Raw genomic sequence first — 20433 nt, forward strand, 5'->3', positions numbered from 1 at the left:
CGGGCTGCACGACATGCCACTCCTTTGCTTCAACAAGGCGACTGACCCGGCCGCCCCCGACGACCTGCGCATCAACCCGGCGGCCGTGCTCTACGTGGAAGCGTCGCGGGCGGACCTGCTCGGCCAGACCACCATCCACCTGCTGGGGCAGGGCACAAGCGTCAACGCGGTCACGCAGTCCACCGCCACCGTGGTCAGTGCCATTGGCGGTCTGGTCGCCGCCAGGCGCCACTACCTCTCGCCGCCGCCCGACGATGGGGCGAGCACCGTGTATATCTCACCCATCAATGTCAGCCATGCGCGGCCCAACCTGCCGGCCTCGCCGGACTTCTGGTACGTGTGCTTCGCGGATGGTTCGGAACTGCGCATCATTGATCCGCTGCCAGCGGGGCTGTAAGCGAGCAAGCCCGCCTGGCCATGGCAACAATGTCAGCGTCTCGCGCCGGCATCCGCAATTTCTTCACTGAATGAAAAGAGCCCCGGGACCGAAGTCACGGGGCTCGCTGCACAGGCAGTCAGTCAGCGTAGCGGCAGGAATCAGGCAGGTACGCTGTCCTTCACCGTATCCGCCATGTCGGTGTAGTCCTTGACCTGGTCAAAGTTCAGGTACTGGTAGACCTCGGCACTGGCAGCGGTCAGCACCCCCATATCGGCCATGTACTCGGCCTTGGTCGGAATGCGGCCCAGCTTGGAACAGATCGCGGCAAGTTCGGCAGAACCCAGGTAAACGTTGGAGTTTTTGCCGAGGCGGTTCGGGAAGTTACGGGTCGAGGTCGAGAAAACGGTCGCACCCTCTTTCACCTGCGCCTGGTTGCCCATGCACAGGCTGCAGCCGGGCATTTCCATGCGCGCGCCGGCCGAACCCAGCACGCCGTAGTGACCTTCTTCGCTCAGTTGCTTGGCGTCCATCTTGGTCGGCGGCGCCATCCAGAGTTTGACCGGGATGTCGCGCTTGTTCTCGAGCAGCTTGGAAGCCGCGCGGAAATGGCCGATGTTGGTCATGCAGCTGCCGATGAACACTTCATCGATCTTGCTGCCGGCCACTTCGCTCAGGGTCTTGACGTCGTCCGGATCGTTCGGGCAGGCCACGATGGGTTCGTGAATGTCGGCCAGGTCGATCTCGATCACCGCGGTGTATTCGGCGTCGGCATCGGCCTTGAGCAGCTGCGGGTCGGCCAGCCAGGCTTCCATGGCGGCGATGCGGCGCTTGATGGTGCGCACGTCCGAGTAACCCGAGGCAATCATCCACTTGAGCATGGTGATGTTGCTGGTGATGTACTCGATGATGGGTTCCTTGTTCAGGTGCACGGTGCAGCCGCCGGCAGAACGCTCGGCCGATGCATCGGACAGCTCGAACGCCTGTTCGACCTTCAGATCGGGCAAGCCCTCGATTTCAAGGATGCGGCCGGAAAAGATGTTCTTCTTGCCCTGCTTGGCAACCGTCAGCAGGCCGGCCTTGATGGCATACAGCGGAATCGCGTTGACCAGGTCGCGCAGGGTGATGCCCGGCTGCATCTGGCCCTTGAAACGAACCAGCACCGACTCGGGCATGTCCAGCGGCATCACGCCGGTGGCAGCGCCGAAAGCGACCAGGCCGGAGCCTGCCGGGAAGCTGATACCGATAGGGAAACGTGTGTGGCTGTCACCGCCGGTGCCGACCGTGTCGGGCAGCAGCATGCGGTTGAGCCAGCTGTGGATGATGCCGTCACCCGGGCGGAGCGGGATGCCGCCGCGGTCGCTCATGAACTCGGGCAACTCGTGGTGCATCTTCACATCGACCGGCTTGGGATAGGCCGCCGTGTGGCAGAAGGACTGCATCACCAGGTCAGCCGAAAAGCCCAGGCAGGCCAGGTCTTTCAGTTCGTCGCGGGTCATCGGGCCGGTGGTGTCCTGCGAACCCACGGACGTCATCTTCGGCTCGCAATAGGTTCCTGGGCGCACGCCCTGGCCTTCGGGCAGGCCAACCGCACGACCCACCATTTTCTGCGCCAGCGTGAAACCACGCTCGCTGGCAACCGGTGGCTGCGGCAGGCGGAACAGGGTGGAGACCGGCAGGCCCAGCGCCCAGCGTGCCTTGGCCGTCAGGCCGCGCCCGACGATCAGCGGAATGCGGCCCCCGGCGCGCACCTCGTCAAACAACACCTCGCTCTTGAGCTTGAACTCGGCGACGACCTTGCCGTCTTTCAGCGCCTTGCCTTCGTAGGGTCGCAGCTCGATCACATCACCCATGGCCATCTGGCTCACATCGAGCTCGATCGGCAGCGCGCCTGAGTCTTCCATGGTGTTGTAGAAAATCGGCGCGATTTTTGCGCCCAGGCAGACACCACCGAAACGCTTGTTCGGCACAAAAGGGATGTCCTGACCGGTGAACCACAGCACCGAATTGGTGGCCGACTTGCGTGACGAGCCTGTGCCCACCACGTCGCCGACATAAGCCACGAGGTTGCCCTTGGCTTTCAGCTCCTCGATGAATTTGACCGGGCCGCGTTTGCCGTCTTCTTCCGGTGTGACGCCGGGACGGGCATTTTTGTGCATCGCCAGCGCGTGCAGCGGAATGTCGGGGCGGCTCCAGGCGTCGGGTGCCGGCGACAGGTCGTCGGTGTTGATCTCGCCGGCCACCTTGAACACGGTCAGCTTGATGGACGCCGGCACTTCCGGGCGGCTGGTGAACCACTCGGCATCGGCCCAGCTTTGCAGCACGGCCTTCGCGTATTTGTTGCCCTTGTCGGCTTTTTCCTTGACGTCGTGGAACTGGTCGAACATCAGCAAGGTGTTTTTCAGGCCGCTGGCGGCCTGGGTGGCGACGCTGTCTTCGGCGTCGTCGAGCAAATCGATCATCGGGCTGATGTTGTAGCCGCCCAGCATGGTGCCCAGCAGCTGCGTGGCTTTTTCACGCGAGATCAGCGAACACTTCTCGGTGCCGTGGGCCACCGCGGCCAGGTAGCTGGCCTTGACCTTGGCCGCGTCATCAACGCCGGCAGGCACGCGGTGGGTGATGAGCTCGACCAGGAAGGCCTCTTCGCCCGTGGGCGGGTTCTTGAGCAGCTCGATGACTTCGCCCGTCTGTTTGGCCGACAGCGGCAGCGGCGGGATGCCGAGCGCGGCGCGCTCGGCCACGTGGTTGCGATAACTTGTTATGAACTCGGACACCATGGTTTTTCTCTCCTGTACTCAAAAAAAATTCAAAGCAGCGCGCGCCGTTGTCGGTCAGCTGCTATTCCGCTTTGGCGGGCAGCGCCGGTTGCGCTGAACCCGTGCCAGCCAGCGCGGTTGCCGGCTTGGCTGCCGGCAAGGGCTCCAGAATGCTCACCGGAGGGTTCTTCTTCATCTCCTCGGCGAAAGTGGACTGCACGGGGCTCATGCATTCGTCGGCCAGGCGCTGGCCCAGCTTCTGGCTCATCAGCATGGACTTGTTGCCCAGCTGCAGCCACATCGCGCCTCTCCGGCCATCTTCGAGGCGAATGGCGCCAGTGCGGCTCCCCACCGGGTGCATGTAGAACTTCGCGGTGCTGGTCTGCACCAGGAAAAAGCCCGGACGCTTGGTGCTTGGCGTGACAGTCACCGACGCACCCAGTTCGCACGGAATGGTGCCCACATAAACCCGCTTGGCAAGCTCCAGGTCTTCGGGAGTCAGCGTGACGCTGGGGTCGTCATCGATGGGGGTCACTTCTTCGACCGCTTTGGCCGCAGAGCGTTTGATCGGTGCGCGTTTGGCCGCCTGTGCGGGCTTGACGGCGGCAGCCTTGGGCGCGGGTTTGGGCGTGGCGGTCTGGGCCAGCAGCAGGGCGGGGGCGGCAAGCGCCAGGGCAGCAAGAACAGTGCGTTTCATGGGGTTTCCTTGGGAAAAGGTCGGCAATCTAGCAAGCAATTAATGAAGCGCGGCAGAAAAATACGCTTGCGCCTCATGCGGTAATACGCGGCCGGTCTGGTGCGCCCGCTCCAGCACCTGCCAGAAATAGCGGTAACTGGCGCGGTCGTGCAACTGGCCTTCAAAACTGATGGGCGCCCAATCGGCATGTGCGCCAGCAGCTATTATTTTTGTAGCGTTCTCGATCTCGCCTTCGCTGGGCGCAAAAGCCTCGAGAATGGGCCGGATCTGGCCCGGGTGGATGCTCCACATCCGCGTGTAACCGAACTCGCGGGCGGCTTTTTGGGCGGCCGCCTTCATGGCTGCAGTGTCACTGAATTCGGTGACAACACAGTGCGAGGGGACTTTGGCGCAGGCATGGGCGGCAGAGGCGATCTCGAGCTTGGCGCGCACCACCAGCGGATGCGTGAACTGGCCCTGGCTGCTCATGCCGGCGGCGGGAATGGCGCCGCCGTGGCTGGAAACAAAGTCCATCAGGCCGAAGCTGAGCGACTGCACACGCGGATGGGCCGCGATGGCGAAGGCATGATGCACTGCCGCGGGCGATTCCAGCAGCACATGGACAGGCAGGTCAGGCCGCGAGGCCGCGGCCAGGGCAGCCACCACGCGTTCGACATCGGCCACCGATTCGACCTTGGGCACCATGAGGTGGCAGAGCCTGTCGCCGACCTGGCCGGCAAGGGTGGCAATGTCCGCTTCAAACGCCGGATGGTCCACCGCATGGACCCGCACCGCCACACGCGCGCCGTCGGCGGCTTGAGCGACCAGCGCGCACACCAGCGCCGCGTGATCGGCCTCGCCACCAACGGGCGCGCCGTCCTCGCAGTCCAGCGTCACGTCAAACACGCAGGTGCCGAACTCCTCGGTCATCTCCGCCTGCAGCTGCAGGCTTTTGCGCATCCGTGCCTCGACGCCGCTGTAGTGGTCACAGACCGGCAACAAAGCTGCCGAGGCCTGGGCGCCAAGAAGAACGTCGCGGGGATGTGTCACTACTGTGTGCTTCTGCGCAATCAGAGCAGGTGCTTGACGCCGTCCTGCTCACCCTTGAGCTCGTCCAGGGTCTTGTTGATGCGCTCCTGGCTGAAAGCGTCGATCTCCAGGCCCTCGACCAGCTTGTACTCGCCACCTTCGCAGGTGACGGGGAAGCCGAACATGACGTCCTTGGGAATGCCGTACTGGCCGTCCGATGGAATGCCCATGGTGACCCATTTGCCCTTGGTGCCCAGCGCCCAGTCGCGCATGTGGTCGATGGCGGCGTTGGCAGCCGAAGCGGCGGAAGACGAACCGCGCGCTTCAATGATGGCGGCGCCGCGCTTGCCGACGGTCGGCAGGAAGGTGTTGGCGTTCCACTCCTGGTCGTTGATCATCTTGGCGACGCTTTCGCCATTGATGGTGGCAAAGCGGTAGTCGGCGTACATGGTCGGCGAGTGGTTGCCCCAGACCGTGAGTTTTTCGATGTCGGCCACGGCCTTGCCTGTTTTGGCGGCGAGCTGGCTGGCAGCACGGTTGTGGTCCAGGCGCAGCATGGCGGTGAAGTTCTTGCGCGGCAGATCGGGCGCGCTTTTCATCGCGATGTAGGCATTGGTGTTGGCGGGATTGCCAACCACCAGCACCTTGACGTTGCGGCTGGCCACGGCGTTGAGTGCCTTGCCCTGCGCCGTGAAGATGGCGCCGTTGACGGCCAGCAGTTCGGCACGCTCCATGCCCGGGCCGCGGGGACGCGAACCCACCAGCAGCGCGTAGTCGGCGTCCTTGAAGGCCTTCATGGGATCGTCATACGCCTCCATGCCGACCAGCAGCGGGAAGGCGCAGTCGTCGAGCTCCATCATCACGCCCTTGAGCGCCTTTTGCGGGCCTTCCACCGGCACTTCCAGCAATTGCAGGATCACCGGCTGGTCCTTGCCCAGCATTTCACCGGAAGCGATGCGGAACAGAAGTGCGTAACCGATTTGACCAGCGGCCCCTGTAACGGCAACACGGACGGGTTTTTTGCTCATGGTGGAGAACTCCAGGAAGGTTGTAAATCGGTTGAAGAGGTAACAATGAAGTGGTTTGCGCAGCCTGGGCGCCCCGAACGCATGTGACCTACATCACACGGGGGCAAAGCGTTGCGTCGACTCAGCCAAAGATTTTACGCTGGAAAACCCGCAGACGTCAATTTGTCTTATGTCTTATATAAGATATGATCGGACAGCTTCACACACCCCCCATGGCCGCCATCCCTCCCCCGTCCGCCGATGATTTTGCAGGTGCCACGCCGGCCTTCAGCCCGTTGTACCAGCAGATCAAGGGCCTGATCCTGCAAAGCCTGCAATCGGGAGAGTGGAAGCCGGGCGAAGCGATTCCCTCCGAGATGGACCTGGCCGCGCGCTACCGCGTGAGCCAGGGCACGGTGCGCAAAGCCATTGATGAGCTGGCCGCCGACAACCTGGTGGTGCGGCGTCAGGGCAAGGGCACCTTTGTGGCCACGCACGCCGAGCAGCATGTGCAGTTCCGTTTTCTCAAACTCGTGCCTGACAGCGGCACACCGGGCAGCGAAGGCCCGGCCCAGCGCGACATCATCGACTGCCGGCGCGTGCGCGCCAGCGCCGACATCGCCCGCGCGCTGGCGCTGCGCACCGGCGACGCCGTGCTGCAGGCACGCCGTGTGCTGAGTTTTGCCGGAACACCGACGATTCTGGAAGACCTCTGGTTGCCCGCGGCCCCGTTCAAGGGGCTGACCACTGAGCGGCTGGCCGACTACCATGGCCCGATGTACGCGCTGTTCGAGATCGAGTTCAATGTGCGCATGGTTCGCGCCGAAGAAAAAATACGCGCCGAGGCCGCCACCGACGGGCGCGAGCTGCTCCTGAAAGTGGAGCAAGGCACGCCCCTGCTGAGCGTGGAGCGCATCGCCTACACCTACAACGATGTGCCGATGGAATTGCGGCGCGGTTATTACCGCACCGACACCCACTACTACCGCAATACCCTGAGCTGAAAGCGGCCATGGGCTTCAAAGGCAACAAGTCATCGCTGCCGAGCAAGACCTGCCTGGCGTGCGGCCGCGAGATGAGCTGGCGCAAGAGCTGGGCCAAAAACTGGGACCAGGTCAAATACTGCTCCCAGGCCTGCCGCGCGAACAAACCAGCAACAGGAAAACCGGCACCAGTAGCCGACAAAACATAGGCCGTATTGCAGCGCGGGGCATTGACGGCCGCACGGTTCAGGGACAATGAAGGCAATGCCTCCCGCTTCCTGCCGCCACCTGATCCTGATCCTGGGCGACCAGCTCGACGGCGACTCCGCTGCTTTCGACCACCTCGATCCCACCCGGGACGTCGTGCTGATGATCGAGGCACGGGAAGAGTCCACCCACGTCTGGTCGCACAAGGCGCGCACGGTGTTGTTTCTGTCAGCCATGCGGCATTTCGCCGACACGCTCCGGCAGCGCGGCTGGCGCGTGGCCTACCGCGCCATCGATGCGGAAGGCGACCTCACACTGGCCGATGGCCTGCGCGCCGCAATCGCCCGGTACCGGCCTGAACGCGTCATTGGTGTGGAGCCGGGCGACCTGCGGGTTCGCAGGCAGATGGACGAAGCTCTTGAATCCCTCGTCACCCCGTCCGCCGCCACAGCGGCTGAACAGCCGGCCTCCTTCATGGAATGGCGTGAAGACAGACATTTCATGTGCGCGCTGCCGCGGTTTCGGCGCTGGGCCGGCCAGTCGGGCAGCCTGCGCATGGAATTTTTCTACCGCATGATGCGCCAGGAGTACCAGGTGCTGATGGACGACGGGAAACCGGCAGGCGGGCAGTGGAACTACGACGCCGACAACCGCAAGGGGTTTGGCAAGGCCGGGCCGCAGCATCTGCCTCGCCCCCCGGTGTTTGAACCCGACGCCATCACACGCGAGGTCATGGCGCTGGTCGGGCAGGAGTTTGCCGGTCATCCCGGTGACCTGGAGCGCTTCAACTGGCCGGTTTCGCGTGAGCAGGCACTGCAGGCGCTGGCCGACTTCATCACCGAGCGCCTGCCCGACTTCGGCAAACACCAGGATGCCATGTGGACCGGTCTGGACTTTGGCTGGCACGCCCTGCTGTCTAGCTCGCTCAACCTCAAGCTGCTCAACCCGCTGGAGGTGGTGCTTGCCGCCGAGAACGCCTATCGGACCCGCAACCTTGATCTGGCCAGCGTGGAAGGATTTATCCGCCAGGTGCTGGGCTGGCGCGAATTCATCCGCGGCGTGTATTTCCTGGACATGCCCGAGCTCAAGACCGCCAACCACTTCGGCCACGACCGGCCCCTGCCCGCGTGGTACTGGACCGGCGAAACCCACATGAACTGCATGCACCAGTGCATCAGCCAGACACTGGCCAATGGCTACTCGCACCACATCCAGCGCCTGATGGTGACCGGCATGTTCGGAGTCACTGCGCAAATCAGTCCGCAGCAGCTGTGCGACTGGTATCTGGCGGTGTATGTCGACGCGGTGGAATGGGTGGAGCTGCCCAATACGGCCGGCATGGCGCTGTTTGCCAACGGCGGGCGTTTCACCTCCAAACCTTATGTGGCCAGCGGCGCCTATGTCAAACGCATGAGCAACTATTGCAGCGGCTGCCGGTATGAGCCCGAAACGCGGACCGGCCCCAACGCCTGCCCGATGACCACGCTGTACTGGAATTTTCTGGACCGGCACGAAACGGCTTTCACAGCCAACCCGCGGACGGCGCTGATGATCAAGCACCTGCAGCGCATGGCGCCGCAGGACAGGCAGCTGTTGCGTGCACAGGCGCAGGACATGCTGGCCGGACTGGATCAGCTGTAATGTTCCCGTCAGCTTGCCCCGGTTTCGCGCGCTTCGACCGGACTGTGGCGTTTTTTTCGCCCCAATTTCCTGACAAAACCCTGCTGCCATGGTCTGAGCGGGCAGGTTCATTGCTGCGTTGCAATAGAATTCGAAGGTTTTCAGTTGTAACTGCTTCGTGCTTCACGGGCAGTTACCAGGCAGTTACCAGTCCTCTCCCCACGAAAGCCCAACAATGACAGAGCTGGCATCCAAACAGCGTCCCAAGCGGCCCGAGTACCGCAACATCAACGCTTTTACAGACCTGACGACCTACCGCATGACAGCCGCGGCCTGGGTTTCCATACTCCACCGCGCCAGTGGCGCCATCATGTTTCTCCTGATGCCGTTCATCATCTGGATGTTCGACACCTCGATTTCTTCAGAAATTTCATTCGAAAAATTCAAGGCCGCCTTCAACATTGGCATGCTGGGTTTGCCGGGCTTCATCTGGAAGCTGGTGGCCCTCGCGCTGATCTGGGCCTACCTTCAGCACTTTCTGGCAGGCTTGCGCCACCTCTACATGGACGCCACGCACCGCCTGAGCAACGAATTCGGCAAAAGCACCGCACTGGTCACGCTGGTACTGAGCATCACGCTCACGCTGATGCTGGGTGCCAAGCTGTTCGGCCTCTACTGATACCAAGGAGCAACCCATGTCTGTGAACTACGGCTCCAAGCGCCTCGTTGTCGGCGCGCATTACGGTACCACTGACTGGCTGGCCCAGCGTGTCACCGCGGCCCTGATGGCCCTCTTTACTGTTCTGCTGCTGGCTCAGGTGATTTTCACCAAGGGCCCGCTCGGTTACGACCTCTGGGCCGGCATCTTCTCTTCGCAGTGGATGAAAGTGCTGACGTTTGTCGTGATTCTTGCCCTGCTCTACCACGTGTGGCTGGGCATGCGCGACATCTTGATGGACTACATCAAGCCTGTGTGGCTGAAGCTCTCCCTCAACGTGTTCACGATCGTGTGGCTGGTGGCTTGCGCCGGCTGGGGCATCCAGGTTCTGTGGCGCCTGTGATCCTTGGTACCGGTATCCACTTTTGACGACCGACTTTTGAAGAAGTAACCATGACTGCATCCTCCAAGCTTCCCAAACGCAAATTTGACGTGGTGATCGTCGGAGCCGGCGGCTCCGGCATGCGCGCTTCCCTGCAACTGGCGCGTGCCGGCCTGAACGTCGCCGTGCTCTCCAAGGTGTTCCCGACACGCTCGCACACGGTGGCGGCCCAGGGCGGCATTGGTGCCTCGCTCGGCAACATGTCCGAAGACAACTGGCACTATCACTTCTACGACACCGTCAAGGGCTCCGACTGGCTCGGCGACCAGGATGCGATTGAATACATGTGCCGCGAAGCGCCCAAGGTCGTGTACGACCTCGAGCACATGGGCATGCCTTTCGACCGCAACCCCGACGGCACGATTTACCAGCGCCCCTTCGGCGGCCACACCGCCAACTATGGCGAAAAAGCCGTGCAGCGCGCCTGCGCCGCGGCCGACCGCACCGGCCACGCCATGCTGCACACGCTGTACCAGCAGAACGTCAAGGAAAAAACCAGCTTCTTCGTTGAATGGCTGGCGATGGACCTGATCCGTGACGCCGCCGGTGATGTCGTCGGCGTGACGGCCATCGAGATGGAAACCGGCGACGTGCATATCTTCGAAGCCAAGACCACCTTGCTGGCCACCGGCGGCGCGGGCCGCATTTTTGCGGCGTCAACCAATGCCTTCATCAACACCGGCGACGGCCTGGGCATGGCGGCGCGTGCCGGCATCCCGCTCGAAGACATGGAGTTCTGGCAGTTCCACCCGACCGGCGTGCATGGCGCTGGCGTGTTGCTGACCGAAGGCTGCCGCGGTGAAGGCGCGATTTTGCGCAACAGCAACGGCGAGCGTTTCATGGAGCGTTACGCACCGGCTTATAAAGATCTGGCACCGCGCGACTATGTCTCTCGCTGCATGGACCAGGAAATCAAGGAAGGCCGCGGCTGTGGGCCAAACAAGGACTACATCAACCTCGACATGACCCACCTGGGCGCCGAGACCATCATGAAGCGCCTGCCTTCGGTGTTCGAGATCGGCCACAACTTCGCCAACGTGGACATCACCAAGGAACCGATTCCCGTGGTGCCCACCATCCACTACCAGATGGGCGGCATCCCGACCAACATCCACGGCCAGGTGGTCACGCAGGACGCCGACAACAAGAGCCAGGTCGTGGGCGGCCTGTACGCGGTCGGCGAATGCGCCTGCGTCAGCGTGCACGGCGCCAACCGCCTGGGAACCAACTCGCTGCTCGACCTGCTGGTGTTCGGCCGCGCGGCCGGCAACCATATCGTCGAGTTCAACAAAACCACCACCCACAAGTCACTGCCGGCCGACGCCGCAGACGCCACGCTGGCGCGCATCGCGCGGCTGGACAACGCGACCGGCGGTGAATACGCGCAGGACGTGGCCAACGACATCCGCGCAGCGATGCAGCAGCACGCCGGCGTTTTCCGTACCCAGGCCATCATGGACGAAGGCGTGGCCAAGGTCGCCGCTCTGCGCGAACGTGTCAACAACATCGGGCTCAAGGACAAGTCAAGGATTTTCAACACCGCGCGCATTGAGGCGCTGGAAGTCGAAAACCTGATTGAAGCTGCCCAGGCGACCATTGTCTCGGCCGCTGCACGCCACGAGAGCCGCGGCGCGCACTCGGTGGACGACTACGGCGATACACCGGAGCATCCGAACGGCCGCAACGACACCGACTGGCACAAACACACCCTGTGGCACAGCCAGGGCAATCGCCTGAGCTACAAGCCCGTGCAGATGAAGCCCCTGACCGTGGACTCCATCCCCCTGACCGTTCGCTCCTTTTAAGACAAGCGGGAACCCCATGACCAAACGTACTTTCAAGATCTACCGCTACGACCCGGACACCGACGCCAAGCCCTACATGCAGACCATCGAGGTCGAACTCGACGGCAGCGAACGCATGCTACTGGACGCGCTGATGAAACTCAAGGCGCAGGACCCCACCATTTCCTTCCGCCGTTCCTGCCGCGAAGGCGTGTGCGGCTCGGACGCCATGAATATCAACGGCAAGAACGGCCTGGCCTGCCTGACCAACATGCGCACGCTGCCAGGCGAGATTGTGCTCAAGCCGCTGCCGGGCCTGCCGGTGGTGCGCGACCTGATCGTCGACATGACGGACTTCTTCAAGCAATACAACTCGATCAAGCCCTACCTGATCAACGACAACGTGCCGCCCGAAAAAGAGCGCCTGCAAAGCCCTGAAGAACGCGACGAGCTCAACGGCCTGTACGAGTGCATCCTGTGCGCCAGCTGCTCGACCGCCTGCCCCAGTTTCTGGTGGAACCCGGACAAGTTTGTCGGTCCGGCCGGCCTGTTGCAGGCTTACCGCTTCATCGCCGACAGTCGCGACGAGGCCACCGCCGCGCGCCTGGACAATCTTGAAGACCCGTACCGCCTGTTCCGCTGCCACACCATCATGAACTGCGTCGATGTCTGCCCCAAGGGACTCAATCCCAGCAAGGCCATCGGAAAAATCAAGGAAATGATGGTCCTGCGCGCCGTCTGAGCATGCATACAGCTGACGAACTTCTTGGCGAACGCGCCCTGAGCAAACTCAAGTGGCGCTGCCGCCGCGGCCTGCTGGAAAACGACCTGCTGATCGAGAAGTTTTTCAGGCAGCACGAAGCCACGCTGACCGTCAGCCAGGCCCAAGGCCTGAATGATTTAATGGAATTGTCTGACAACGACCTGCTGGACCTTCTGCTAAAACGTCGGGAACCCGGCCAGCTTTCAGAAACGGATGCACAGGTAAGTGCATCTACTTACGAGGCCGTGCAGGTCTTAAACTTGATTCGCGCCGCAGCCACAGGCTCCCTGACCGACCCCCTTTGATTTGACAAGAAAGACGCAAAAATGAAGCTAGCTGACAACAAAGCCACCCTGTCCTTCAGCAATGGCAGCCCCAGTGTTGAGTTGCCGGTGTACCACGGCAGCGTCGGTCCCGACGTCGTGGACATTCGCAAGCTGTATGCCCAGACCGGCATGTTCACCTACGATCCGGGCTTCCTGTCCACCGCTTCCTGCCAGTCGGCCATCACCTACATCGACGGCGACAAGGGTGAACTGCTGTACCGCGGCTACCCGATCGAGCAGCTGGCCACCAACTGCGATTACATGGAGACCTGCCATCTGCTGCTGTACGGCGAACTGCCCAAGGCCGACCAGAAAAAGGAATTTGTCAGCCGCGTGACCAACCACACCATGGTCAACGAGCAGATGCAGTTTTTCCTGCGCGGCTTCCGCCGTGACGCACATCCGATGGCCATCATGACCGGCCTGGTGGGCGCCCTGTCGGCCTTCTACCATGACAGCACCGACATCAACAATCCCGAGCACCGCGAGATTGCCGCGATCCGCCTGATCGCCAAGATGCCAACGCTGGTCGCCATGGCCTACAAGTACACCATGGGCCAGCCCTACATGTACCCCAAGAACAACCTGAGCTACGCCGGCAACTTCCTGCACATGATGTTTGCCACGCCATGCGAGGAGTACAAGGTCAACCCGGTGCTCGAACGCGCGCTGGACCGCATCTTCATCCTGCACGCCGACCACGAGCAGAACGCATCCACGTCTACCGTGCGCCTGTGCGGCTCGTCCGGCACCAACCCGTTTGCAGCCATTGCAGCCGGTGTGGCCTGCCTCTGGGGCCCGGCTCACGGCGGCGCCAACGAAGCAGCCCTCAACATGCTGGGCGACATCCAGAAGAACGGCGGCATCGAGAACATCGGCGAGTTCATCAAGCAGGTCAAGGACAAGAACTCCGGCGTCAAGCTGATGGGTTTTGGCCACCGCGTGTACAAGAACTACGACCCGCGCGCCAAGCTGATGCAGGAAACCTGCAAGGAAGTTCTCAAGGAGATGGGCCTGGAAAACGACCCGCTGTTCAAGCTGGCCATGGCGCTGGAAAAAATCGCCCTGGAAGACGAATACTTCGTTTCGCGCAAGCTCTACCCCAACGTGGACTTCTACTCCGGCATCGTGCAGCGCGCCATCGGCATCCCCGTGCCGCTGTTCACCGCGATTTTCGCGCTGGCCCGCACGGTCGGCTGGATCGCCCAGCTCAACGAGATGATCGGTGACCCCGAGTACAAGATCGGCCGTCCGCGCCAGCTGTTCAACGGATCAGTCCAGCGCGACGTCAAGCCGATCAACGCACGCTGATCTGCCAAGACGCCTGAATCCGGCCCGCCCGTGGCAACAGGGGCGGGCTTTTTTGCGGCCCTGGCCGCTTGAGGAGTCCGACCTTGACATTCATCCCCACTGCCGCCGAACTGCGTGCGGCCATCGTCCGCCCCACTGCGCCCCGCGCCTGCGAGTGCGCGCTGGGCGCCTGCGCCGGTTGGGAGAGCCTGGCCGAATACCGCTGGGAAGCCGGGCAGATGACCCGGGTCGCCACCTTGCGCGACCCCGCCGTGGATGAACCCACGCTGGAAGAAAAACATCCCGAAGGCACGCGTTACGACTCACCCGATGCCCCGGTGGCTGTCGGCTTTTTCCCCTACAACCGCTGCGAGGTCTGGCACTGCGGCCGCTGCGAACGGCACCTGCTGCGTTACACCGAGTTCGGCGGCTACAACGTGGACCCCCGGGTGCGGGCACTCGATCCCGGCAGGATCATTGACTGAGTGCTATTAAATCAGTAGCTGTTCGCGCCCGTCCCTGCTGGGCTCTAGGCCAAAAACACACACAAAACCAGCCACGGGGAGGCCCCGCAGGCCCCAGCCAGCGGGAAAGCCAGTCATCGCATTCCGCGATGACAAAGGCTGGATAAAGCGTTCAAAATAGACATGCATCGTGAACCGCGATGACTTTCACCCTTTTTGATGAGCAGCTCAGAACGCAATTTCGCCCGCCGCATGGACCTCACGTCGCTGCAATTGTTTGTGGCCGTGTGTGAGCTTGGCAGCATCGGCAAGGCGGCGGAGCGGGAATTCATTGCCGCATCGGCCGTCAGCAAACGCCTGTCCGACCTCGAAGCCGCGCTCGACACGCCCCTGCTCTACCGCCACACCCGCGGCGTGGACCTGACACCGGCCGGCCAGAGCCTGCTCCACCATGCCCGTTCGGTGCTGTTCAGCCTCGAGAAAATGCAGGGCGAGCTCAGCGAATACGCGGCCGGCGTGCGCGGCCATGTGCGGGTGCATGCCAGCATCTCGGCCATCGTGCAGTTCCTGCCCGAAGACCTGGGCACCTTCATCAGCCAGCATCCGGAGGTCAAGATCGACCTCGAGGAACACCTGAGCACGGAAGTCGTGCGCGCGGTGCAGGAAGGCGCGGCGGACCTGGGCATCTGCAACACCGCCGACGGCATTGGCCAGCTGCAGACCCTGCACTACCGCCAGGACCGGCTCGTGATGATCGTGCCGCGCGGCCATGTGCTGGGCAGACAGGACAGCATCGCTTTTGCGGACAGCCTGGATTTCGACCACGTCGGCCTGCATTCGAACAGCTCGATCTACCTCGCCATGCGCGACGCTGCGGCCCAGGCCGGGCGCACGATCAAGCTGCGCATCCACGTCACCGGGCTGGACGCAATGTGCCGCATGATCCACAACGGCCTGGGTGTCGGCGTGATGCCGCAGCGGGCGTTCGAGCTCATGCATGGCGTCGGCGAACTCGAATCGGTCGCGCTGACCGATGCCTGGGCATCACGCCAGATCGCACTGGTGGCGCGCGATTTTTCCAGCTTGCCGGTCACTGCCCGCCTGCTGGTCGACCACCTCACAGCCCGTGCGGACGACACGGGCAACACGGCCTCAGCCACTTAAAATCGACAGACCACGAAGGAAAACACCATGGGACGCACCCTTTACGACAAGATATGGGACGAACACGTCGTCCACACCGAGGAAGACGGCACGGCCATCCTCTACATCGACCGGCACCTGGTGCATGAAGTCACCAGCCCGCAGGCCTTCGAGGGTCTGCGCGAGGCCGGCCGCAAGGTCTGGCGCATCAGCTCCATCGTTGCCACTGCCGACCACAACACGCCGACCACCGGCTGGGAGCTCGGCTACGACGGCATCACCGACCTGGTCAGCAAGGAGCAGATCACCACGCTGGACAGCAACATCGCCGAGTTCGGCGCGGCGGCCTACTTCCCCTTCCTGTCCAAACGCCAGGGCATCGTGCATGTGATGGGGCCAGAGACCGGTGCCACCCTGCCCGGCATGACGGTGGTCTGCGGCGACTCGCACACTTCCACCCACGGTGCCTTTGGCGCACTGGCGCACGGCATTGGCACGAGCGAAGTCGAACACGTGATGGCCACGCAGACCCTGCTTGCCAAAAAAGCCAAAAACATGCTGGTCCGCGTGGACGGCATGCTGGCCCCGGGCCTGACCGGCAAGGACATCGTGCTGGCCATCATCGGCAAGATCGGTACCGCCGGCGGCACCGGCTACACGATTGAGTTCGGCGGCGCGGCGATACGCGCGCTGAGCATGGAAGGCCGCATGACGGTCTGCAACATGGCCATTGAAGCCGGCGCCCGTGCCGGTCTGGTGGCGGTGGATGCCAAGACGATCGCCTACGTCAAGGGCAAGCCGCTGGCCCCCACCGGCGTGGAGTGGGACCAGGCGGTCCAGTACTGGAGCACGCTGCAGTCCGATGCCGATGCCGTGTTCGACACCGTGGTGCAGCTCGACGCGAGCCAGATCCGGCCGCAGGTCACCTGGGGCACCTCGCCCGAGATGGTGCTGTCGATCGACGACCGCGTACCCGACCCGGACAAGGAAAAAGACGCCAACAAGCGCGATGCGATCGAACGCGCCCTGACCTACATGGGCCTGCAGCCCGGCAAGGCCATCAACGACATCCTGGTCGACAAGGTCTTCATCGGTTCCTGCACCAACAGCCGCATCGAGGACATGCGCGAAGCCGCTGCCATCCTGCAGAAAATCGGCAAGAAGGTCGCCGGCAACGTCAAGCTGGCGATGGTGGTGCCCGGCTCCGGACTGGTCAAGGAACAGGCCGAGCGTGAAGGCCTGGACAAGATTTTCGTCGCCGCCGGTTTCGAGTGGCGCGAGCCCGGCTGCTCCATGTGTCTGGCCATGAACGCCGACCGGCTCGAGCCGGGCGAGCGCTGCGCCTCCACCAGCAATCGCAACTTCGAAGGCCGGCAGGGCGCCGGCGGCCGCACACATCTGGTCAGTCCCGCCATGGCCGCCGCCGCCGCCGTGCACGGTCACTTTGTTGATATCAGAAAATTTTCCTGAGAGGCCGCATCATGCAGAAATTCACCGTTCACAAAGGCCTGGTCGCTCCGATGGACCGCGAGAACGTCGATACCGACGCCATCATTCCCAAGCAGTTCCTCAAGTCCATCCGCAAGACCGGCTTCGGCCCCAACCTGTTCGACGCCTGGCGCTACCTCGACCCGGGCTTTCCCGGCCAGGACCCGGCCACACGCAGACCGAACCCGGACTTCGTGCTGAACCAGCCGCGCTACAAAGGCGCTTCCATCCTGCTGGCGCGCAAGAACTTCGGTTGCGGCTCCTCGCGGGAGCACGCGCCCTGGGCGCTGGACCAGTACGGTTTTCGCGCCATCATCGCGCCGAGTTACGCCGACATCTTTTTCAACAACAGCTTCAAGAACGGCCTGCTGCCCATCGTGCTCAGCGAAGCGCAGGTGAGCCAGCTGTTCGACGAGGCACTGGCTTTCCCCGGCTACCAGCTCACCATCGACCTGGAGCGCCAGGTGGTGATCAAGCCGCAGGGGGAAGAGATCGCCTTCGAGGTGCAGGCCTTCAAGAAGTTCTGCCTGCTCGGTGGTTACGACGACATCGGCCTGACCTTGCGCCAGAGCGACAAGATCAAGGCCTTTGAAGCTGAACGTCTGGCGACCAAGCCCTGGCTGGCGCATACCCTGATCGCCTGATCGCCTGATTCCCCTGTTTTTATATACAAAAAGTGCCTCCAGCCCTTATGGGACGGGTGCCAACAGCTATCAATAAAAGAGCAACTATGAAAATCGCAATTCTTCCCGGTGACGGCATCGGCACCGAAATCGTCGCCGAGGCCGTCAAGGTCCTTCAGGTGCTGGACCTGAAACTGGAGATGGAAACTGCGCTGGTCGGCGGCGCCGCCTACGAAGCGCACGGCCATCCGCTGCCCGACGCCACGCTCAAGCTGGCGCAGGCCTCGGACGCGGTGTTGTTCGGCGCCGTCGGCGACTGGAAATACGACAAGCTCGACCGCCCCCTGCGTCCCGAGCAGGCCATCCTGGGTCTGCGCAAGAACATGGGCCTGTTCGCCAACTTCCGGCCCGCCATCTGCTACCCGCAGCTGGTCGACGCTTCCAGCCTGAAGCGCGAGCTGGTGTCCGGCCTGGACATCCTGATCATCCGCGAGCTGACCGGCGACATCTACTTCGGCCAGCCGCGCGGCCGCCGCACGGCCACCGACGGCCACTTCCCCGGCGCCGAGGAAGCCTTCGACACCATGCGTTATTCGCGCCCCGAGATCGAACGCATCGCCCACGTCGCCTTCCAGGCGGCACGCAAGCGCGGCAGCCGCGTGACCAGCGTGGACAAGGCCAACGTGCTGGAAACCTTCCAGTTCTGGAAAGACGTGGTCACCGAAGTCGGCTTGCAGTACCCGGACGTGGCGCTGGACCACATGTATGTGGACAACGCGGCCATGCAGCTGGTCAAGGCGCCCAAGAAGTTCGACGTGGTGGTGACCGGCAACATGTTCGGCGACATCCTCAGCGACGCGGCCGCCATGCTGACCGGCAGCATCGGCATGTTGCCTTCGGCCAGCCTGAACACCAAAAACCAGGGCCTGTACGAACCCAGCCACGGCAGCGCGCCAGACATCGCCGGCCAGGGCGTTGCCAATCCCCTGGCCACCATCCTGAGCGCGGCCATGATGCTGCGCTTCAGCCTGAACCAGCCGGAAGCCGCCGCGCGTATCGAAAAGGCGGTGGATGCGGTCTTGACGCAGGGCCTGCGCACGCCGGATATCTACAGCGAAGGCACGACCAAAGTCGGCACGGTGCAGATGGGTGACGCGGTGGTCAAAGCCCTCAGCCAGTCCTGAAAAGCCGCCGCCGACGATTGGTCGTTGGCTGGCAGCCACAGGCCAAACCGGCAAATGGCGCTCTCGGGCGCCTGGCCGGCCGGCCTTGATTACAATAGGCACATGCGTAAAAACCCCGCTTCCACCCGCTTCGTCGCCGCTTCGCGCGCGATCAGCGCTGCGCCGGTTTTTGCCCAGATCACCAAAACGACCACCATTAAAGGCTGACAAGCCCGGTTCGTCGTGCCCTGCCGGCTCGATGAGCCGGGCCCAAAAGCCATATTTTTGACTTTTTGAAGGGCAACATCATGAAACTCAAGGGCAATCTCACGGGACTCGTCGGCTGGCGTGGCATGGTCGGCTCGGTGCTGATCGACCGCATGCAGGCCGAAGGCGACTTCGACCTGATCGAGCCGGTCTTCTTTTCGACTTCCAACGCCGGCGGCAAAGCCCCGGCGCAGGCGAAAAACGAAACCACGTTGAAAGACGCCTTCGACATCGAGGCCCTGAAGAAGTGCGACGTGATCCTGACCGCCCAGGGCGGCGACTACACCTCCGAGGTTTATCCCAAGCTGCGCGCCGCCGGCTGGACCGGCCACTGGATCGACGCCGCCTCGACCCTGCGCATGAATGAAGACGCCATCATCGTGCTGGACCCCGTCAACCTGCCGGTCATCCAGAACGCGCTGGCCAACGGCGGAAAAAACTGGATTGGTGGCAACTGCACCGTCAGCTGCATGCTGATGGGTGTCGGTGCGCTGTACAAGGCCGGCCTGGTCGAGTGGATGACCTCCATGACCTACCAGGCGGCATCCGGCGGTGGGGCGCAGCACATGCGTGAATTGCTGACCCAGTACGGCACGCTCAATGCCGAAGTGCGTGCGCTGCTGGACGACCCGAAATCGGCCATTCTTGAAATCGACCGCCGCGTGCTGGCGAAACAGCAATCGCTCTCACCCGCTGAAATGACCAATTTTGGCGTGCCGCTGGGCGGCTCGTTGATCCCCTGGATCGACAAGGATCTCGGCAATGGCATGAGCAAGGAAGAATGGAAAGGCGGCGCCGAAACCAACAAGATCCTGGGTCAGGGCGCCAGCTTCGGCACGGCCGAGACGCCGGTGGACGGTTTCTGCGTGCGTATCGGCGCGATGCGCTGCCACAGCCAGGCGCTCACCTTCAAGCTCAAAAAGGACGTGCCGCTGGCCGACATCGAAGCCATGATCGCCGCCGACAACGAGTGGGTGAAGGTGGTGCCGAACACCCGCGAAGCCAGCATCACTGAACTGACGCCCGTCGCCGTGACCGGCACCATGGGTATTCCGGTCGGCCGCCTGCGCAAGCTGGCCATGGGCCCGGACTACCTCGGCGCCTTCACGGTCGGCGACCAGTTGCTGTGGGGTGCGGCAGAACCGTTGCGCCGCATGCTGCGCATCCTGCTGCAGGACTGACACAAGGCATGGGTGGCTGGTCATACCCAGCCACCAGCCGTAACCACTTGTGACAGCCCGTTGTCGTCAGGCAACATCTGCAAGTTGTAAGTTGATGCTAACCCGGGGTGTCAAAACTTAAGTGCTGTCTTAGCTTGTCAGCCTAATGCCTTGATGTTAATGTTGTTTTGTCGAAAATTAGCGTTGA

20 protein-coding genes are annotated in these 20433 nt (G+C 62.8%); 16 read left to right on the forward strand and 4 right to left on the reverse strand.

Features of this window, described 5'->3' with window-relative positions:
- Positions 1-13: 13 nt before the first annotated feature.
- Positions 14-397: a hypothetical protein gene (locus PSV33_RS03930; protein WP_300558915.1), complete on the forward strand. Its 384-nt coding sequence runs from the start codon at positions 14-16 to the stop codon at positions 395-397.
- A 140-nt stretch (positions 398-537) separates the two neighbouring features.
- Here PSV33_RS03930 and PSV33_RS03935 read toward each other — a convergent pair whose 3' ends face one another.
- From PSV33_RS03935 to PSV33_RS03950, 4 genes are all read right to left on the reverse strand, one after another.
- On the reverse strand, positions 538-3153 hold the full coding sequence (locus PSV33_RS03935; protein WP_300558917.1) for a bifunctional aconitate hydratase 2/2-methylisocitrate dehydratase: 2616 nt from the start codon (positions 3151-3153) through the stop codon (positions 538-540).
- Between the two features lie 61 nt (positions 3154-3214).
- On the reverse strand, positions 3215-3829 hold the full coding sequence (locus tag PSV33_RS03940) for a hypothetical protein (protein WP_300558920.1): 615 nt from the start codon (positions 3827-3829) through the stop codon (positions 3215-3217).
- A gap of 39 nt (positions 3830-3868) precedes the next feature.
- Complete coding sequence (locus PSV33_RS03945) at positions 3869-4858, reverse strand: aldolase/citrate lyase family protein (protein WP_300558922.1); 990 nt, start codon at positions 4856-4858, stop codon at positions 3869-3871.
- 20 nt (positions 4859-4878) lie between these two features.
- A complete protein-coding gene (locus PSV33_RS03950) occupies positions 4879-5865 on the reverse strand; it encodes a malate dehydrogenase (RefSeq protein ID WP_300558925.1) in 987 nt (328 codons plus the stop codon).
- 212 nt (positions 5866-6077) lie between these two features.
- Between PSV33_RS03950 and PSV33_RS03955 the strand changes: the two genes are divergently transcribed.
- The 15 genes from PSV33_RS03955 to asd all read left to right on the forward strand — a co-directional run bounded on the left by PSV33_RS03955 (position 6078) and on the right by asd (position 20246).
- A complete protein-coding gene (locus PSV33_RS03955) occupies positions 6078-6848 on the forward strand; it encodes a GntR family transcriptional regulator (RefSeq protein WP_300558928.1) in 771 nt (256 codons plus the stop codon).
- An 8-nt stretch (positions 6849-6856) separates the two neighbouring features.
- Complete coding sequence (locus tag PSV33_RS03960; RefSeq protein WP_300558931.1) at positions 6857-7036, forward strand: DUF2256 domain-containing protein; 180 nt, start codon at positions 6857-6859, stop codon at positions 7034-7036.
- Positions 7037-7091: 55 nt separating this feature from the next.
- Positions 7092-8675 (forward strand): cryptochrome/photolyase family protein, encoded by a 1584-nt coding sequence (locus tag PSV33_RS03965; protein ID WP_366945579.1) that lies wholly within the window; start codon positions 7092-7094, stop codon positions 8673-8675.
- A 214-nt stretch (positions 8676-8889) separates the two neighbouring features.
- Positions 8890-9333, forward strand: a complete 444-nt coding sequence (sdhC, locus tag PSV33_RS03970; protein ID WP_300558937.1) for a succinate dehydrogenase, cytochrome b556 subunit — start codon at positions 8890-8892, stop codon at positions 9331-9333.
- A gap of 16 nt (positions 9334-9349) precedes the next feature.
- Positions 9350-9715, forward strand: a complete 366-nt coding sequence (sdhD, locus tag PSV33_RS03975) for a succinate dehydrogenase, hydrophobic membrane anchor protein (RefSeq protein ID WP_300558939.1) — start codon at positions 9350-9352, stop codon at positions 9713-9715.
- 50 nt (positions 9716-9765) lie between these two features.
- Positions 9766-11559: a succinate dehydrogenase flavoprotein subunit gene (gene sdhA / locus PSV33_RS03980; protein ID WP_300558942.1), complete on the forward strand. Its 1794-nt coding sequence runs from the start codon at positions 9766-9768 to the stop codon at positions 11557-11559.
- Positions 11560-11575: 16 nt separating this feature from the next.
- Positions 11576-12280 carry a succinate dehydrogenase iron-sulfur subunit gene (locus tag PSV33_RS03985; protein ID WP_300558945.1) on the forward strand — a complete coding sequence of 235 codons (705 nt, stop codon included), beginning with the start codon at positions 11576-11578 and terminating at the stop codon, positions 12278-12280.
- 2 nt (positions 12281-12282) lie between these two features.
- Positions 12283-12606, forward strand: coding sequence for a succinate dehydrogenase assembly factor 2 (locus PSV33_RS03990; RefSeq protein ID WP_300558947.1), 324 nt, complete (start codon positions 12283-12285; stop codon positions 12604-12606).
- Between the two features lie 21 nt (positions 12607-12627).
- Complete coding sequence (gene gltA, locus PSV33_RS03995) at positions 12628-13938, forward strand: citrate synthase (RefSeq protein ID WP_300558950.1); 1311 nt, start codon at positions 12628-12630, stop codon at positions 13936-13938.
- Between the two features lie 83 nt (positions 13939-14021).
- On the forward strand, positions 14022-14402 hold the full coding sequence (locus PSV33_RS04000) for a hypothetical protein (RefSeq protein WP_300558952.1): 381 nt from the start codon (positions 14022-14024) through the stop codon (positions 14400-14402).
- A gap of 198 nt (positions 14403-14600) precedes the next feature.
- Positions 14601-15545 (forward strand): LysR family transcriptional regulator, encoded by a 945-nt coding sequence (locus PSV33_RS04005; RefSeq protein WP_300558954.1) that lies wholly within the window; start codon positions 14601-14603, stop codon positions 15543-15545.
- Between the two features lie 27 nt (positions 15546-15572).
- Positions 15573-16994 (forward strand): 3-isopropylmalate dehydratase large subunit, encoded by a 1422-nt coding sequence (gene leuC / locus PSV33_RS04010; RefSeq protein ID WP_300558957.1) that lies wholly within the window; start codon positions 15573-15575, stop codon positions 16992-16994.
- Between the two features lie 11 nt (positions 16995-17005).
- The gene (leuD, locus tag PSV33_RS04015) at positions 17006-17656 is read left to right on the forward strand and encodes a 3-isopropylmalate dehydratase small subunit (RefSeq protein WP_300558960.1); all 651 of its coding nucleotides are present in this window, start codon (positions 17006-17008) and stop codon (positions 17654-17656) included.
- Between the two features lie 86 nt (positions 17657-17742).
- Entirely contained in the window at positions 17743-18819 is a 1077-nt protein-coding gene (leuB, locus tag PSV33_RS04020; protein ID WP_300558963.1) for a 3-isopropylmalate dehydrogenase, read from the forward strand.
- Between the two features lie 287 nt (positions 18820-19106).
- Positions 19107-20246 carry an aspartate-semialdehyde dehydrogenase gene (gene asd / locus PSV33_RS04025; protein WP_300558966.1) on the forward strand — a complete coding sequence of 380 codons (1140 nt, stop codon included), beginning with the start codon at positions 19107-19109 and terminating at the stop codon, positions 20244-20246.
- Positions 20247-20433: the final 187 nt, after the last annotated feature.

Origin of the sequence: Polaromonas sp. (assembly GCF_029945895.1) — a bacterium.
Classification (GTDB): domain Bacteria; phylum Pseudomonadota; class Gammaproteobacteria; order Burkholderiales; family Burkholderiaceae_C; genus Polaromonas.